Origin of the sequence: Cellulosimicrobium sp. RS, from assembly GCF_046159675.1 — a bacterium.
In the GTDB taxonomy this organism is placed as follows: Bacteria; Actinomycetota; Actinomycetes; order Actinomycetales; family Cellulomonadaceae; genus Cellulosimicrobium; species Cellulosimicrobium funkei.
In genome coordinates this window covers 72,622-87,822 of sequence record NZ_JBJXVU010000003.1, presented here as the reverse complement: position 1 = coordinate 87,822, position 15,201 = coordinate 72,622, and the positions used below count along the sequence as shown (strand labels likewise).

The 15,201-nt window shown below is 74.7% G+C and carries 17 protein-coding genes and 1 tRNA gene; 10 read left to right on the top strand and 8 right to left on the bottom strand.

The features are described 5' to 3' along the window. The first annotated feature begins 228 nt into the window (after positions 1–228). Positions 229–945: a M50 family metallopeptidase gene (locus ACI769_RS06025; protein WP_409141426.1), complete on the top strand. Its 717-nt coding sequence runs from the start codon at positions 229–231 to the stop codon at positions 943–945. 166 nt (positions 946–1,111) lie between these two features. Here the strand turns inward: ACI769_RS06025 and ACI769_RS06020 are convergent, their stop codons facing one another. After that, entirely contained in the window at positions 1,112–1,393 is a 282-nt protein-coding gene (locus tag ACI769_RS06020) for an iron-sulfur cluster assembly accessory protein (RefSeq protein WP_021479822.1), read from the bottom strand. A 386-nt stretch (positions 1,394–1,779) separates the two neighbouring features. Between ACI769_RS06020 and ACI769_RS06015 the strand changes: the two genes are divergently transcribed. Then, positions 1,780–1,852, top strand: a tRNA-Lys gene (locus tag ACI769_RS06015). A 29-nt stretch (positions 1,853–1,881) separates the two neighbouring features. Here the strand turns inward: ACI769_RS06015 and ACI769_RS06010 are convergent. Continuing rightward, complete coding sequence (locus ACI769_RS06010; RefSeq protein ID WP_137279715.1) at positions 1,882–2,067, bottom strand: hypothetical protein; 186 nt, start codon at positions 2,065–2,067, stop codon at positions 1,882–1,884. 96 nt (positions 2,068–2,163) lie between these two features. Further along, positions 2,164–2,625 carry an ATP-binding protein gene (locus tag ACI769_RS06005; RefSeq protein WP_021479821.1) on the bottom strand — a complete coding sequence of 154 codons (462 nt, stop codon included), beginning with the start codon at positions 2,623–2,625 and terminating at the stop codon, positions 2,164–2,166. Positions 2,626–2,830: 205 nt separating this feature from the next. Between ACI769_RS06005 and ACI769_RS06000 the strand changes: the two genes are divergently transcribed. Further along, positions 2,831–3,070, top strand: a complete 240-nt coding sequence (locus ACI769_RS06000; protein WP_034651271.1) for a three-helix bundle dimerization domain-containing protein — start codon at positions 2,831–2,833, stop codon at positions 3,068–3,070. Between the two features lie 71 nt (positions 3,071–3,141). Then, positions 3,142–3,429 (top strand): DUF4287 domain-containing protein, encoded by a 288-nt coding sequence (locus tag ACI769_RS05995; RefSeq protein WP_034651273.1) that lies wholly within the window; start codon positions 3,142–3,144, stop codon positions 3,427–3,429. 115 nt (positions 3,430–3,544) lie between these two features. On the opposite strand, the gene ACI769_RS05990 is transcribed toward ACI769_RS05995, so the two are convergent. Beyond that, entirely contained in the window at positions 3,545–5,191 is a 1,647-nt protein-coding gene (locus ACI769_RS05990) for a glucan endo-1,3-beta-glucosidase (RefSeq protein ID WP_085386560.1), read from the bottom strand. Positions 5,192–5,427: 236 nt separating this feature from the next. On the opposite strand from ACI769_RS05990, the gene rlmC reads away from it, so the two are divergent. Next, positions 5,428–6,552, top strand: coding sequence for a 23S rRNA (uracil(747)-C(5))-methyltransferase RlmC (rlmC, locus tag ACI769_RS05985; protein WP_085386561.1), 1,125 nt, complete (start codon positions 5,428–5,430; stop codon positions 6,550–6,552). Positions 6,553–6,583: 31 nt separating this feature from the next. On the opposite strand, the gene ACI769_RS05980 is transcribed toward rlmC, so the two are convergent. After that, positions 6,584–7,198: a DinB family protein gene (locus ACI769_RS05980; protein WP_085386562.1), complete on the bottom strand. Its 615-nt coding sequence runs from the start codon at positions 7,196–7,198 to the stop codon at positions 6,584–6,586. 48 nt (positions 7,199–7,246) lie between these two features. On the opposite strand from ACI769_RS05980, the gene ACI769_RS05975 reads away from it, so the two are divergent. Beyond that, the gene (locus ACI769_RS05975) at positions 7,247–7,849 is read left to right on the top strand and encodes a pyridoxamine 5'-phosphate oxidase family protein (protein ID WP_085386563.1); all 603 of its coding nucleotides are present in this window, start codon (positions 7,247–7,249) and stop codon (positions 7,847–7,849) included. Between the two features lie 310 nt (positions 7,850–8,159). On the opposite strand, the gene ACI769_RS05970 is transcribed toward ACI769_RS05975, so the two are convergent. Continuing rightward, the gene (locus ACI769_RS05970) at positions 8,160–8,765 is read right to left on the bottom strand and encodes a hypothetical protein (protein ID WP_085386564.1); all 606 of its coding nucleotides are present in this window, start codon (positions 8,763–8,765) and stop codon (positions 8,160–8,162) included. Between the two features lie 239 nt (positions 8,766–9,004). Beyond that, on the bottom strand, positions 9,005–10,618 hold the full coding sequence (locus tag ACI769_RS05965; RefSeq protein ID WP_085388532.1) for a class I SAM-dependent methyltransferase: 1,614 nt from the start codon (positions 10,616–10,618) through the stop codon (positions 9,005–9,007). Positions 10,619–10,882: 264 nt separating this feature from the next. Here ACI769_RS05965 and ACI769_RS05960 point away from each other — a divergent pair, with 264 nt between their 5' ends. Continuing rightward, positions 10,883–11,065, top strand: a complete 183-nt coding sequence (locus ACI769_RS05960; protein ID WP_085386565.1) for a hypothetical protein — start codon at positions 10,883–10,885, stop codon at positions 11,063–11,065. Here ACI769_RS05960 and ACI769_RS05955 read toward each other — a convergent pair. After that, positions 11,052–12,197: a VanZ family protein gene (locus ACI769_RS05955; protein ID WP_198163101.1), complete on the bottom strand. Its 1,146-nt coding sequence runs from the start codon at positions 12,195–12,197 to the stop codon at positions 11,052–11,054. The genes ACI769_RS05960 and ACI769_RS05955 overlap by 14 nt on opposite strands. 268 nt (positions 12,198–12,465) lie before the next feature. On the opposite strand from ACI769_RS05955, the gene ACI769_RS05950 reads away from it, so the two are divergent. The 3 genes from ACI769_RS05950 to ACI769_RS05940 all read left to right on the top strand — a co-directional run bounded on the left by ACI769_RS05950 (position 12,466) and on the right by ACI769_RS05940 (position 15,194). Further along, positions 12,466–13,524: a 2,3-butanediol dehydrogenase gene (locus tag ACI769_RS05950; protein ID WP_409141425.1), complete on the top strand. Its 1,059-nt coding sequence runs from the start codon at positions 12,466–12,468 to the stop codon at positions 13,522–13,524. A 121-nt stretch (positions 13,525–13,645) separates the two neighbouring features. After that, a complete protein-coding gene (locus ACI769_RS05945) occupies positions 13,646–14,209 on the top strand; it encodes a TIGR03086 family metal-binding protein (protein ID WP_061269353.1) in 564 nt (187 codons plus the stop codon). A gap of 97 nt (positions 14,210–14,306) precedes the next feature. Further along, positions 14,307–15,194, top strand: a complete 888-nt coding sequence (locus tag ACI769_RS05940) for a glycerophosphodiester phosphodiesterase family protein (protein WP_081895755.1) — start codon at positions 14,307–14,309, stop codon at positions 15,192–15,194. Positions 15,195–15,201 lie beyond the last annotated feature (7 nt).

Below are 15,201 nucleotides of genomic sequence, written 5' to 3'. Positions count from 1 at the left end.
GCCGGGCGCGCGGGATCGCGCTGCCCTCGAACGTCCAGTGTCTCATGCCCGACGACGGGCGGCCGGGTGAGGTGCGTCTCGGCACCCTCGGGCACAGGGCCCTGTGGTGGAATGTCGCGCGTGCACGCCCTGGCGAACGCCCTCACCGTCCTGCCCGCCCTCCCCCGCGGCGGGGTCGCGGGAGCGCCCGACGGCGCCTCCACCGCGGGCGGTGACGTCGCCGCGTCCGTGGGGGACGTCGTCGGGCAGGTGTGGGAGGCCGCGACGACGCCCGTCCCTCCCCCGGCGGCCGCCGTGGTCGTCGCGATGGGCGTCCTCGCGCTCGTCGTCGTGCTCGTCACGCCCGTGTGGCGCGTGGCCCGGCACGTCGTGACCATCGCGCACGAGGCGTCGCACGCGATCGCGGCCCTGCTCACGGGCCGTCGGCTCGCGGGCATCCGCCTGCACTCCGACACGTCGGGGCTCACCGTCTCGTCCGGGCGCCCGCGCGGGTTCGGCATGGTCCTCACCCCGTTCATGGGGTACGTCGGCCCCGGCCTCATCGGCCTGGGGGCGGCCGCGCTGCTCCGCCAGGGGTATGCCGTCGGGCTGCTGTGGCTGCTCGTCGTGCTGCTCGCCCTCATGCTGCTGCAGATCCGCAACTGGTTCGGGCTCTGGTCCGTGCTCGTCACCGGCGCCGCGCTCGTCGGGGTGTCCTGGTGGGCGACGCCGCCCGTGCAGAGCGCCGTCGCCTACGCCGTGACATGGTTCCTGCTGCTGGGCGCCGTGCGGCCGGTACTGGAGCTGCAGTCCGAGCGGTCGCGCGGCCGGGCGAGCACCTCCGACGCCGACATCCTCGCGCGCCTCACCCGGATGCCCGGCCTGTTCTGGGTCGGGGTGTTCCTCGTCGTGACGGTCGGCGCCGCCGTGCTCGGCGGGTCGTGGATCGTCGGGCCCGCCGCCTGACCCTCGCGTACCGGTCGCACCCCGGTCGAGCGGGCCTCGCACGCCGGTCGAGACACGACGACGGGCCGCCCGCCGGAGCGAGCGGCCCGTCGTGGGACCGAGGACGCGCCTGGAGGAGGAGGACGCGTCGTCGAGATGGTCCGGCGCGAGCGCCGGGAACGTCCCGTCAGCCCTGCGGCGTCAGGACGAACGCCGGTCCCTGCGCGTTCGGGTCCGTGTCGAGCGTGAGGTTCGCGAGGGTCGGTGCCGTGGCGGACTCCACGAACACCTTCGCCTCGCCGTTCTCCACGACCGTGTCGTCGGGCTGCGGGGCGGGGACGAGCGCGAGCTCGAAGCTGCCCGCCTGGTCCGCCGACTCGGCGATCCGCAGACCGCCTCCCTCGGGGACGCCGGCCTGGGTCTGCAGGTCGTGGACAGCGGTACGGGCGTTGTCGGTCAGGGTAAGCACGAGAGCTCCTCTCGTCGCCGGGCGGAACCTGCGGGACACGTCCGTGCGGCCCACGCCTGGCCGGCGTGACCTGCCGTCGGTGCACCCTCCCGCGGGCTCCTCGGTCTTCTCCACCGAAACAAGAACCCGCGACCGTCGCAAGCGAAACGCCCGGTTCTCACCAAATTTCTCACGGAGCAAGACCGCGCGTGACACGTCGAGGAGCGCCGCATAGGGTGCGCGCCCGCCGGGGGTCGCGGTCTGAGATCGGCACCCGCTACCGGGGTCGGCACGTTCTGCCGCGTTCGGCAGTCGCACGTGCCGATCTGCGTCGGGACTGCCGAACTCGGTCGGGACTGCCGACGGCGGGGCGCGGGTAGCCTGTGCGTGGACGCCACCAGCGTCCAGGGCCTCTAGCTCAATCGGCAGAGCTGCGGACTTTTAATCCGTAGGTTGTGGGTTCGAACCCCACGGGGCCCACTGCTGACCTGTGGACGCCCCGGCACCCGTCAGGCGCCGTCGAGCGCCGCGACGACGAGCCCGAGGACCACCGCTACCAGTGCGAGGGGCCAGCCCCAGCCGGCGAGCGAACGACGCAGCCGCGGGTCCTGCGTCACCACGTAGGCCGAGCGCAGGAGCACTGCGGCCAGCAGCCCCGTGACCAGGGCGAGCAGCAGCAAGACGTCGACGAGCACGCGCGCACTCTCTCACGACGCGGCTCGGCGGACGGCCACACCCCCGTCGGCACCGGTCAGCGCCCGCGCGCAGGGTCGGGTCGGGTCAGCAGACGCTCAGGCCGTGAACGTCGCCCAGACGGTCTTGACGTCGTCGGTCCGGTACCAGCCGACGTCGAGCGAGAGCTGGCGGGCCATGTGCAGGCCGACGCCGCCTGCGCCGGGGATGCGGCGCCCGGCGTAGACGGGCTCGGTGGACACGTCGTGGTCGGCGACCTCGAGGAGGAACCGGTCGCCGCTGCGGGCGAGGCGCACGATCGTCGGGGGCAGGCCGTGGCGCAGCGCGTTGGTCGCGAGCTCCGAGGCGATGAGGACGAGCTTGTCCGGCGTGGACGAGAGCCGACCGGTCGACGCGACGCCCTGGCTCTCGAGCGTCGCCACGAGGCCGGCGCGCAGCGCGGAGAGCTCCTCCGTCGTGGAGAGCACCCACTCCTCCACGAGCTGGTACTCCTCGGGCGGCATCGACGTGATGAGGTCGGCGTCGTCGAGGGGGACGTCGATCAGGGTCTGGTCGTCCACGCGGGGGTACCTCCAGCGGCTTGAAGGAGCGGAGCGGCCACCCTGACACGCGAACCCCCGGCCCGCACCCCGTCCCGCCCGGCTCGCCAGGGCCCGCCGGCACGGCCACCGGGACCGGGCCGGTCAGCGGCGGTCGGCGGCCCGACACCGCCCGTTCATCCCCCGTTGGTTGCGCGCAGGACGGGCGCGGCCGGACCGTCGGACCATGGCGATCGAGGACGAGGACCGCGAGATCGACGTCGTGGTGGAGCGGGTCAGCACGCGCTTCCCAGACGTGCCGGTGGAGGACGTCCGTGAGCAGGTGCTCGCGGAGCTGGGCCGGTACCAGGCCGCGCACGTGCGCGACTTCGTGCCGGTGCTGGTGGAGAACGCGGTGATGGACGTGCTGCGCTCGGGCGAGCGGGCGCACCGGCCGCCCCGCGGGAGCGTGCGCCCCGACCGATGAGTCCGGGTGTGGGCGGCCGTCGGTACGTTCGCGGCGGGTCGACCGACCTGCCCCGACGACGAGGAGCTCCCATGTCCTTCCAGGCCTATCTCGACGCGGTCGAGGACAAGACCGGTCTGACCCCGCGCCAGCTGGTCGACCTCGCGCACGAGCGCGGGTTCGACGAGACGACGAAGGCGACCCCGATCCTCGAGTGGCTCCGGGACGACTACGGCCTGGGCCGCGGGCACGGCATGGCGATGGTCCACGTCATCACGAAGGGCCCGCAGATCTCGTCGAAGCACGTGGGGTCCGACGGCTCGCACCGCGACGACTCCGACACGCTGTGGCTCGACGGCAAGGCGACCCGGCCGGCCTGACACCCGGCGGGCCCGGCGCGCTCGTCCCCCGGCCCGCACGCCGGTGCCCGACGACGTCCCGGGAGCGGGCGTCGTCGGGCACCGGGGCGCGGGGCCGCTCGGGCGACGGGCGCGGTCAGAGCGTCCAGCGCTGGGCGTCGGTCTGGTTGCAGGTCCAGAGCTGGACCTTCTGGCCGTCACGCAGCGGTGCGCCGCCCTGGGCGTCGAGGCACTTGCCGGACTGCGGGTTGCGCAGGGCCTTGGTCGCGGAGTCGTACGTCCACTTCTGCGCGCCGGTGCCGTTGCACGTGTAGATCCACACGGCGGTGCCGTCGGCCGTCCCGCTGCGCGCGACGTCGAGGCACTTGCCGAGGGCTCTCACGGTCCCGTCGGTGCCGCGCGTCCACTGCTGCGCCGCGTTGCCGCTGCAGGTCGCGAGCTGGACCTGGTTGGTGTCGGTCGGGTCGGCCCACGGGACGTCGAGGCACAGCGTGCTCCCGATGCGGAGCGCGCCCGTCCCGGTGGGCAGACCGCCGGGGGTGCCCGGCTCCTCGGTGCTGCCGCCGTTCCCGATGGGTGTCGCCGTGCCGGTGAACGGGTCGAGCTTGATGTACGCGGCCTGGGGGTTGCCGTCGTGGACGAGCGACTCGTGCGCGCCGACGTCGTCGAACGCGAACGCGTACGCCTTGCCGTTCGCCATCTGCTGGTGCGCGAGCTTCGCGTAGACGTTGGTGCGGGCGTCCTGGTAGAAGCCGGCGCTGCTCGCGTCCGGCTGGTTCGGGTTCGTCAGTGCCGTGGTGCGGACGAGCGCGGCGCACAGGGTGCGGGCGATCGGCCCGACGACGTGGTCGTTGGGCGCCTGGAGGTCCTTGTGGCACCCGTACACGCTCGACGCGTCGGGCTTCTTGAACGCGGCGACCTCTTGCCCGGACCCGTTCCTGAAGCGGAACCAGTCGCCGTCGACCCGGCCGCGGAACTGCGTGCCGGGTTCGTGGGAGAACGGGGTGACGACCATGTCGCGCGTGCGGTACGAGTTCCACACCTCGGTGACGTAGGAGTCGATCGAGGCCGACGAGATCTTCCCGACGTCGATCCCGTGCGACGGGTTGAGCGCGCGCAGACGGCTCCCGTCGGGCGCGCGCTGCACGAGCCCGCCCCACCCCGCGCTCTCGAGGGCCGTGTAGAACGCCTCGTAGCCGTTCGGCTTGAGCATGCCCGTGCTGAGGACCTGCCCGTCGGCGCGCTGGACGCCCACCTGGTACGGCGCGGACCAGTGGTCCACCTGCGTGCTGTTGATCCACAGGCCGCCGTCGTTGAGCGTGTACTCGGTCCAGTTGAAGAGGATGTTCCGGTTGGGGTCGGAGTCGTTCTGGACGGCGGGCTGGACGAGACGCCCGTCGAGCACGATCTGGAACGTCATCTTCTGGCCGTACGAGTAGTAGACGCGCCCGGACAGCTTCGGGAGCCTGATCGTCACGGACTGGCCGGGGCCGGGTCCGGCGATCGACGCGTCGGGCGCCGGGACGGGCACGGGCCCGACCCCGCCGGGCCACGGGTGGAACGTGCCGCCCGCGTCCGCCCAGCCGGCGACGCCGTCGCGCTCGCCGAGGACGTACAGGTAGATCGGCCCCCTGCCCGAGTCGTTGGTGATCGTCAGCGGGATGGTCGCGGGGACTGCGCTCGCGGGCGCCGCCACGCCGACCAGCGCCCCGCTCACCGCGAGGACCGCGGCGCACAGCGCGGCCCACGCTCGTCTGCTGCTGTTCTTCCTGTCGTGAGGCATACGGGATCTGCTCCTGTTCGGTTGCTCCGTCGAAACCGGTCGCCGGACCGTTCCGGCGACAGCGTTGCCACAGGAGGTGTGGAAGCGCTGCCACGACCGTAACGGACAGCGGCCCGCGACGCCAGGGAGCGCTCCCCCGAGTCCGGTGCGGCGTGCTGGGGGCCATGGATCGACGCCGCGGCGCTCTCTCCGTGCGCGGCCCCGGGAGGGAGCCGGTCGCCCGTAGACTCGAACGAGTGCAGTGCCACCACTACGACGCCGGCCGGTGCCGGTCGTGCACCCTCCTCGACCTCGCGTACCCCGCGCAGGTCACCGGCAAGCAGGAGCACTGCGCCGAGCTCCTCACCCCGCTCGCGCCGGACCTCACCTGGCTGCCCACTGTCGAGTCCGCCGACTCCGGCTTCCGCAACAAGGCGAAGATGGTCGTCACCGGCACCACCGACGCCCCGGTGCTCGGGATCCTCGCGGAGGGCGGCGGCGTCGACCTCACCGACTGCCCGCTCTACCCGCCCGCGCTCCAGGCGTCGTTCCCCGCGTTCGCGGCGTTCGTCACGCGCGCGCGGCTCGTCCCCTACGACGTCCGCACGCGGCGCGGCGAGCTCAAGTACGTCCTCGTCACCCTCTCCCCCGACGGCGACCTCATGGCGCGGTTCGTCCTGCGGTCCACCGAGTCCGTGCCGCGGGTCCGCAAGCACCTGCCTGCCCTGCTCGACGCTCTCCCGTCGCTGCGCGTCGTGTCCGTGAACCTGCACCCCGAGCACAAGGCCGTCGTCGAGGGCGAGACCGAGATCGTGCTCACCGAGGCCGAGACGCTGCGCATGCACGTCAACGGGATCGACCTCCACCTGCGCCCGCAGAGCTTCTTCCAGACCAACACCGACGTCGCCGCGGCCCTCTACCGCCAGGGCCGGGCCTGGGTGGACGACGCCGCACCCGCCACGGTCTGGGACCTCTACTGCGGCGTGGGCGGGTTCGCGCTGCACGTCGCGGGGCCCGCGCGCGACGTCGTCGGCGTCGAGACGAGCGCCGAGGCCGTCGCGAGCGCACGGCTCACCGCACGCGACGCCGGGCTCGACCGCACGACCTTCCTCGCCGAGGACGCGACCGCGTTCGCCCTCTCACGGCAGGACGTGCCGGACCTCGTCGTCGTGAACCCCCCGCGGCGCGGCATCGGGGAGACGCTCAGCACCTGGCTGGAGCGGTCCGGCGTCGGGCACGTCGTCTACTCGAGCTGCAACGCGACGACGCTCGCGCGCGACCTGGCCCTCATGCCGTCGCTCCGACCGCGCGAGGCGCGCGTGCTCGACATGTTCCCGCAGACGTCGCACTACGAGGTCGCGGTCCTGCTCGAGCGCGCCTGACCTCGCCCGGCGTCCGCGAGCGCCGCGCGGCTCAGGGGCGCTCCCCCGCGCGTCGGGACGCCTCGACGGCCGCAGACTCGACGCGCGCCCGGTAGGCGACCCACTCGTCGTCGTCCAGCGCGGGCAGGTTGCCCCGCCCGTCGCCCGCCGCGCCGTCGACGAGCTCGCGCACGATGTCGGCGTGCCCGGCGTGGTGCGCCACCTCCGCGAGCACGTGCACGAGCACCTGGTGGAGCGTGACGTCCCGGTTCTCCGGGCGCCACCACGGCACGTGCCCGGGTGCGTCGAGGTCGAGCGACGCCACGGTCGCGTCGCACAGCTCCGTCGACCGCCGGAACAGCTCCAGGATCTCCTCCCGGCTCTCGTCCGCCGTGGCCCACATGTCGGCGTTCACCTCCGCGCCGTCGGCGAACCAGGGCAGGTCGAGGTCGTGCGTGCCGCCGAACGCCTCGTGCAGGTAGCCGAGCTGCACGCTGCCCACGTGCTTCACCAGCCCCAGGACGTTCGTGCCGGTGCGCGTGAGCGGACGGCGGACGTCGTACTCGCTCAGCCCCTCCGCCTTGGCGAGCAGCGCGTCGCGCTCCCGGCTCAGGTACCGCAGCAGCGTCGCCTTGGGGTCGTGGTCCGGTGCCGTCCTCGTGCTCATCCACCGGACGCTACCGACGCCCGCCCACACCGGTGCCAGACTCCCCTCATGGCCACCGTGCACGCAGAGATCACCGACCGGCTGGCGGCGTTCGTCCTCGCGCAGCCGGTGTTCTTCGTCGGCACCGCGCCGCTCGCGGCGGACGGTCACGTCAACGTCTCGCCCAAGGGCATGGCGGGGACGTTCGTCGTCCTCGACGCCCACCGGGTGGCCTACCTCGACTACACGGGCTCGGGCGCGGAGACGGCCGCGCACCTGCGCGAGAACGGGCGGATCGTCGTGATGTTCTGCGCGTTCGAGGGGCCGCCCAACATCGTCCGCTTCCACGGGAGCGGGCGGTACGTCGAGGCCGGCACCCCGGAGTTCGAGGCGCTGCGCCCCGCGTTCGCGAAGGAGCGCGAGCTCGGCCAGCGCGGGATCGTCGTCGTCGACGTCGAGCGCGTCTCCGACTCGTGCGGATTCTCCGTGCCGCACATGGACTTCGTCGCGGACCGGGACGTCCTGGACCGGTCGCACGAGCGCCGCTCGCCGGAGTACTTCGAGACGTACTGGCGCGAGCGCAACGCCGCGAGCCTCGACGGCCTCCCGGCGATCGGCGACGGCCCCCGCACCGTGGAGGCCACGACGCCACCGGAATCCCTCGGGCGCTGACGCCTCACGGCCGGCTCCTGGGTGCGTGCGTTTCCGAGAGCCCGAGAGCCCGCTGCGCGAGCATGGGCGCATCCCCCAGTCAGGCCCTACCGGGCCTCTACCTCGCCGAGGCAGGGCCCCGGTTCGTGAGAGAGCCCTGGCCCCGCGAGGCAGAGGCGGGTTCTCGCGAGGTAGAGCCCGGGTCCGCGAGGTAGAGGCCTGGTCCCGCGGAGTAGAGGCCCGGTCCCGCGAGGTAGAGGCCTGGTCCCGCGGAGTAGAAGCCCGGTCCCGCGAGGTAGAGGCCTGGTCCCGCGAGGGAGGACGCTCGATCTCACGAGGAGGGCCGCTCGTCCGCCGTCGCGGCGAGGTAGGCCCTCCCGCGCGGCGAGAGGCGGTACCCGACGTCGAGGCTCTCGGTGAGGCCGAGCTCCTTGAGCCGACGCACGCGCACCTTGAAGTCGTCGCGGGCCATGCCGAGCCCGGCCGCGAGCTCGCGCGCGACGACGCCCTCGTGCGTGCCGATCAGCTCGAGGTACCGGCGCGTCCACGGCTCCGCGGCGGCCCGGTCCTTCCGCGCGAGCGCGGTGCGGAGCTGCTCGACGGCGTCCGCGTCGAGGTCCGCGTCCTCGCGCAGCGCGACGCGCGGGTCCGGGCCGGCGAGCCGCAGGCCCACGCGGTAGAGGTCGCCCTCGCGCCCGGCGCCCCGAGCGAGCACACGCTCGGGCGAGGTCATCCCGGCAAGGCGGGCCTCGTCGTCGGACACGACGGGCGCGCCGTCCGGACCGGCGGGCACGCGCTCGACCGACGTCACCTCGACGACGCCCACCCGGGTGCGCTGGAGCGTCCCGACGCGCACGCGCGGCGTCGTCCAGCGGCGGAACGCCAGCGTCACCGTCCCGTCCTGGAGGCCGCGCAGCGTGCGGGCGTCGAGGAGCACGCTCCGAGCCTACGACCACGCCGCCACGCCCTCCCGAGGGAGAGCCCGTCCGGTGAGGTAGAGCCGAGGTCACGACCAGGGCTCTACCTCGGCCCACCAGGGCTCTACCTCGCGCGACCAGGGCTCTACCTCGCGCGACCAGGGCTCTACCTCGGCCCACCGGGGCTCTACCTCGCGCGACCAGGGCTCTACCTCGCGAGCCCGCGCGACCGCGGCTCTACCTCGGCAGGGCAGGCAGGTCAGGCGAGCTCGGGGCGGCGGGCGACGGTGAGGACGTGGGTGTCGGGCCAGTCGACGGGCTCGCCGGTCGTGGCGTCGTGCAGGGCGGCGACGGGCGCGAACGCGTGCTCGACGACCCACTCGTTGCGCCACGCCCCGCTCCCCGGCTCGAGCTCGAACCCGGCGGCGGTGAGGAGGTCGGCCCACCGGGGGCCGGTGAGGTCGCAGAAGCGCTCGTGGCTCTCGGACAGCCAGTTGTCGACGTAGTCCTTGCGCGTGAGGAACTCCATCGCCTCGCGCAGCGTGAGCCGCCACGACCCGGGGCGCACGCGCTCGGGCCGGAAGTCGGCCCCGGAGAGGCGCGGGAAGTCGTACGCGAACTGGACGAGCCGCGCGTCGGTCGAGAGTGCCCCGACCCACGCCGCGACGTCCTCGCGCGCGAGGTCGTCGAGGTCGGTGCGGGCGCCGCCGGGCCCGTCGCCGGTCGCGGGGGCGCCGTCGTCGGTCCGCAGCGTGAGCACGACGACCCGGTCCGGCTCCGCGGGGCCGCACACGTCCGAGTTGATCCACACGCCGCCGGGCCGCGTGTGCGCGTGGACGCGGCGCGCGAACGTCTCGACGTCGCGCACGCCGTCCCCGTACGACGACACCTCGTGCGTGAGCGCGACGGTGAGGGTCGTGTCGACGGAGGCGTCGGGCATCACGGACCGGTCGAGGATGTTGGCCTGCACGAACCACACGTGCGGGTTCGCGAACACGCCCTGCGCCTTCTTGTGCTCGGCCTCCGCGACGAGGTGCCGCGCGACGTCGACGCCGAACAGGTCCGACTCGTGCAGGCGCGGCTCGCGCGCCACGTGCTCCAGGAGGCCGCCCGTCGCGCACCCGATGTCGACGATCCGGCCGGGCCGCACGTGCGGGGCGACCTGGGCCCACTTGCGCGCCGACGCGTCCTCGAACGCGGCGGCGTACGTGCGGTAGTCGCGCGTCGAGGTGAGGTCGCCGTCGCCGGACACGACCGGGTCGGCGAAGATACGCCGGACGTCCTCGACGAACCGGTAGCGCGCGAAGAACTCCGGCACGGCGGGGTGCGCGACGTCGCGCCAGCGCTCGTCCCCCGCGGCGATCTGCTCGACGACGTCCCACGGCCGCGCGGGGAGGTCGCCGCCCCGCTCGGCGGCGTCGAGCTCGACCCCCGCGACCCGGTAGCCGAGCGCGCGGTAGGCGTCGACGAGCGCGGGTGTCGAGCACGCGACGACGGTGTCCGCGGGGTCCGGCGCGACGCCGGTCGCGGTCGCGACGCTCGTCACGACGAGCTGGGCGAAGCGGTCGTCGGGCGCGACGTCGGGCACGGGCACGACGACGGACGCGAGGCCCTCCCGGGTCGTGACGTTCTCGACGAGCGCCTCGCGCCGGTGCCCGGGCAGCGGGTTGCGGCGGGTGCCCGCGTGGTTGGCGGACGTCACGACCCAGACGACCTCGACGTCGGGGGTGCAGCGCACGCGCCGACCGTCGAGGTCGTGCACGAGACCGGCGCGCAGCGCCCGGAGGTAGTCGACCTGGTAGCGCGTGACGACGTGGTGGCGGCCGGGGAAGAGGATGCGGCGCACGGGCGGGCCGTCGGTGGGGAGGGGCACCCGCACACGGTGCGGCCAGCCGGCACCCGGGCGCAACCCGTCTCACCTCTCGGGCCGACAGCCGCAGCCCTGGGCGCCACCCGTCTCACGTCTCGGGCGGCCGGACGCAGCACCCGCAGGGCCCGCGTCCGGGGCACGGACGCTCACGAGGCGCGGAACGGTGCGGTTGCGCGGGTCCGGGCACGCGTCCGCGCCGCGCGACACGCCCGGACTGGACGGCCGTCCACGATGCAGCGGGGGGCGCCGTATGCGACGGTATGGGCGATGTTCTGGATCGTGGCAGGGGCTGTGCTCGTCGTGTCCGGCCTCGCGATCGCCGCGACGGCCGCCCGCGGCGCGCGCCGCGCCGGGTCGACCGGTGCGAGCGGCATCGCGATCGCGGTCGGCGGCGGCCTCCTCGTGTGGGGCGCCGTGGCCCTGCTCGTCGGCCTGCTCACCGAGGGCTGACCGGCACCTCCCGCGCGTCCACGAGCTCCGCCCCGCTCACCGCGCCCGAGAGCCCGCGGCGCGAGCGGGTGAACGGGACCGCGACCACCGACACCACCGCGAACAGGGCCGCGAGCGGTGCCGCGACCGAGGCGGCCACCCCCACCGCCGCAGGGATCCCGGCCGGCAGGTCGCTCAGCAGGCCGAACGCTCCCCACAGGGCGCCGCCCGCCGACGCGCGGGCGACGCGCTGCCCCGTCGTGCCGCGCCGCCCGGCCCAGCGCGGGGCGAGCCATACCGTCCGCTGGCCCCACGAGGCGCCGCTGCCGAGGAACGTCGGCACCACGAAGACGACCACGAACGGCACGAGCGTGCCGAGCAGCCACTGGGCCCAGTCCGCGCCGTCGGGCAGCGGGCGCCCGAGCGCGTAGAGCACCGTGCGGTAGGCGACCTGCAGCACGACGCCCAGCGCCGTGACGAGCAGCGCGTCGAGCAGCATCCCGAGCCACCGCCGCCAGACGGTCACCGGCCGGGCCTCCTCGCGGCGCGCCTCGAGCTCTCCCGCACGCGGCATCCAGCGCAGCAGGAGGGGCGCCGCGAGCGCCCCGAGGAGCGCGCCGAGCGTGTTGGTCAGCACGTCGTCGACGTCGGCGACCCGGTACGAGCACGGGATGATCCCGAAGATCCCGGTGTACTGCGTGGTCTCGACGAGGAGCGACACGAGCAGGCCGGACAGCGTCGTGACGAGCACCCCGCGGCCGAGGTAGCGCCGCACGAGCACGCCCCAGGGGACGAACAGGACGACGTTGAAGACCACCTGGAGCACGGCCGTGCTGCGCAGGGTCGCGCCGAGCCCGAGCCCGGCCGTGTCCCGTCGGACGTCCGCGAGCGAGTGGAACGGCACGAGCTCGGCGCCCGCGACGCCGTACTGCGCGCACCACCGCGCGAGGTCGCCGCTCGGGAGCGGCAGGAGCGTGTAGGCGACGAGCGCGACCCCGTAGACCGCGACGGCGGCCGCCCCGAGCAGACGTCGGCCGCTCAGGCGGCCGTACCGCCGGTACTGCCACGCGAGCGCGGGCACGAGGAAGGCGGCGAAGAGCAGGGCGCCCCCGAGCAGGCCGACGTACGCGGGCCACGTCCACCGGTCGGTCACGCGCAGGCTCCGCCCTGCGCGGGACGGCGCGCGGCGCGCGTCACGGTCGGGACCGGGGTCGGGTTCGGCGTCACGGGCCCCAGTATCGCGGCCGACGACGACCGGCCCGGCCCCGCGGGACCTTCGGCGCGGCCCGGGGCGGGGACGCCCGCCTACCGTGGAGGTGCGGTCGGTCGTCACGGGTCGCCGAGGGTGCACCGAGGACCGGTCCGGCACCGCCCGCCGCGCACCGACCGGTGCGCGCGGCACGACGGACGAGGTGAGCACGATGAAGGCGGCGCGGTACCACGGCAAGGAAGACCTCCGGATCGAGGACGTCCCGGAGCCCGAGACCCGGCCGGGGACCGTGAAGATCCGGCCCGCGTGGACGGGGATCTGCGGCTCGGACCTGCACCTCTACCTCGAGGGCCCGTTCCCGCCGGCGCCGTCGGAGACGCAGCCGCACCCCCTGTCGGGCGAGACGCTGCCCGTCGTGTTCGGGCACGAGTTCTCCGGCGTGGTCGAGGAGCTCGGCGAGGGCGTCGAGGGCCTCGCGGTCGGGGACGCGGTCGTCGTCGAGCCGTTCATGGTGTGCGGCGAGTGCCCGCCGTGCCGCGACGGCCTCTACAACGCGTGCGTGAAGATGGGCTTCATCGGCATCTCCGGCCGGGGCGGCGGGCTGGCGGAGCACGTCGTGGTCGAGCGGCGGTGGGTGCACCCGGTGGGCGACGTCCCGCTGGACCAGGCGGCGCTCATCGAGCCGCTGGCCGTCGCGTACCACGGCGCCCGCCTGTCGGGCGCGCAGGCGGGCGACACGGTCCTCGTCGGCGGCGCGGGCCCGATCGGCCTGCTCACGTGCGCCGTGCTGCACGCGATCGGGGCGCGCGCGATCGTCACGGAGGTGAGCGGGGCGCGCAAGGCCAAGGCGCTGGAGACCGGGGTGGCCGACGACGTCCTCGACCCGCGCGAGGTCGACGTCGCCGCGCGCGTCCTCGAGCTCACGGACGGCCGCGGCGCGGACGTCGCGATCGAGTGCTCGGGCGCGCAACCTGTGCTCGACACGCTGACCCGCGCGCTCAAGGCGGGCGGCACGCTTCAGATCGTGGCGCTGTTCTCCGAGCCGCCGACGCTCGACGTCATGACGGTCCTGCTCCGCGAGCTGACCATCAAGGGCGCGATCGGGTACGCGGACGACCACCCGGCCGTGATCCGGCTCGTGCAGGAGGGCAAGGTCGACCTCGCCCCGTTCGTGACGAGCCGCATCGCCGTCGAGGACGTCGTGGAGAAGGGGTACCGAGAGCTCATCGACCACAAGGACGATCACGTGAAGATCGTCGTGTCGGTGTGAGACGGCGGCCTGCGGCCCCCACCGTCCCCGGGGGCCGCGGGCCGCGCTGCTCGACCTGCGGTGCACGGCGGGGCGTGCCACGGTGGAGGAGCACCGCAGCACCCGGCCCCGGGAGGCCCGCATGGACGTCCTCGCCGCCCACGGCGACGCGATCGGCGCGTTCGACGCGCTCGTGCGCCCGCTGCGCGACGACCGCTGGCCGCTCCCCACGCCCGACGCGGACTGGACCGTCCGCGACCTCGTCAACCACGTCACGGCCGAGCAGCTCTGGGCCCCGGAGCTCCTCGCGGGCCGCTGGATCGAGGACGTCGGCGGCGTCTTCGACGGCGACGTGCTGGGCGACGACCCCGTCGACCGCTGGGTCGACGCGTCCGTCCAGGCGCGCGAGGCGTTCCTCGCGCCGGACGCCCTCGACCGTCGCGTGCACCTCTCGTACGGCGACGAGTCGGGCGCGGAGTACTGCGCGCAGATGACGTTCGACCTCGTGGTGCACGCGTGGGACCTGGCCCGGGCGACGGGCGGTGACGAGGAGGTCGACCCGGCGCTCGTCGCGTGGGCGCTGCGCTACGCCGAGGCGCGCTCGACGTTCCTCGAGCCCGGCCCGCTCTTCCGCGGTCCCCTCGACGTCGACGACGGCGCCGACGACCTCACGCGCCTCCTCGCGCTCACCGGCCGCGCGCGCTGACCGCCGCCGCACGACGACGGGGTGAACGTCGGCGGGACGTCCGGCGTGCGGCGTCCTGCGCAGGACGGCCGGGCGCGCCGCGCGCGAGACTGGCCCCATGCCGCTCGACCGCACCGCACCCCGGACGCCGGCGGAGCCGCCCGGCGCACCGGGTCGCGCCCGCCTCCTCGAACCGGCCGCCGACCGCGCGGGCCGGCCGCTCGTCGTCGGGCACCGGGGCAACTCGTCCGTCGCGCCGCAGAACACGCTCGCGGCGTTCGAGGCGGCGTGGCGCGCGGGCGCGGACGCGATCGAGCTCGACGTGCACCTCACGGCCGACCGGCACGTCGTGGTGCTGCACGACGACGTCGTGGACGAGACGACGGACGGCACCGGCCGCGTGGACGGACTGACGCTGGCGCAGGTCCGCGCGCTGGACGCCGGGTCGTCGTTCGCGCGGGCGTTCGCGGGCCAGCGCGTCCCCACGTTCGAGGAGGCGGCGCGGTTCGTCGCGGAGCGGCCGGGCCTGGAGCTGCTCGTCGAGCTCAAGGGCGTGTGGTCGACGGACGACGCGGCGCTCGTGACGGGGGTCGTGGACGCCGCCGGGATCGGGGAGCGGGTGGTCGTCCAGTCGTTCTGGCCGCCCACGGTCGCCGCGCTGCGCGACGCCGCGCCGCACCTCGACCGGGCGCTGCTGCTCGCGCTGCACCCGGACAGCCTGGGCGAGCTGGTCGCGGTGTGCGCGGACCTCGGGGTCGTGGGGTGCCACCCGGAGGTCGCGCTCCTCGCGCACGAGCCGGGCATCGTGGAGACTCTGCGCGACGCGGGCCTGCGCGTGCACGTCTGGACCGCGGACACGCCGGACGAGTGGGACGACCTCCTGGTCCAGGGCGTCGACGGCATCATGACCGACCGACCCGACCGTCTCGTCGGCTGGCTCGACGCGCGGCTCGGCCCCGCCGCGCACGCGGGCGCCCGAGAGGTGGACCTCGCCGCGTCGCCCTAGCCTCGAC

Coding starts and splice junctions, on each gene's coding strand:
- ACI769_RS06000 (WP_034651271.1), top strand. CDS start 2,831: ATGGCGATCGAGGACGAGGACCGCGAGATCGACGTCGTGGTGGAGCGG.
- ACI769_RS05995 (WP_034651273.1), top strand. CDS start 3,142: ATGTCCTTCCAGGCCTATCTCGACGCGGTCGAGGACAAGACCGGTCTG.
- ACI769_RS05990 (WP_085386560.1), bottom strand. CDS start 5,191: ATGCCTCACGACAGGAAGAACAGCAGCAGACGAGCGTGGGCCGCGCTG.
- ACI769_RS05980 (WP_085386562.1), bottom strand. CDS start 7,198: ATGAGCACGAGGACGGCACCGGACCACGACCCCAAGGCGACGCTGCTG.
- ACI769_RS05975 (WP_085386563.1), top strand. CDS start 7,247: ATGGCCACCGTGCACGCAGAGATCACCGACCGGCTGGCGGCGTTCGTC.
- ACI769_RS05960 (WP_085386565.1), top strand. CDS start 10,883: ATGTTCTGGATCGTGGCAGGGGCTGTGCTCGTCGTGTCCGGCCTCGCG.
- ACI769_RS05950 (WP_409141425.1), top strand. CDS start 12,466: ATGAAGGCGGCGCGGTACCACGGCAAGGAAGACCTCCGGATCGAGGAC.
- ACI769_RS05945 (WP_061269353.1), top strand. CDS start 13,646: ATGGACGTCCTCGCCGCCCACGGCGACGCGATCGGCGCGTTCGACGCG.
- ACI769_RS05940 (WP_081895755.1), top strand. CDS start 14,307: ATGCCGCTCGACCGCACCGCACCCCGGACGCCGGCGGAGCCGCCCGGC.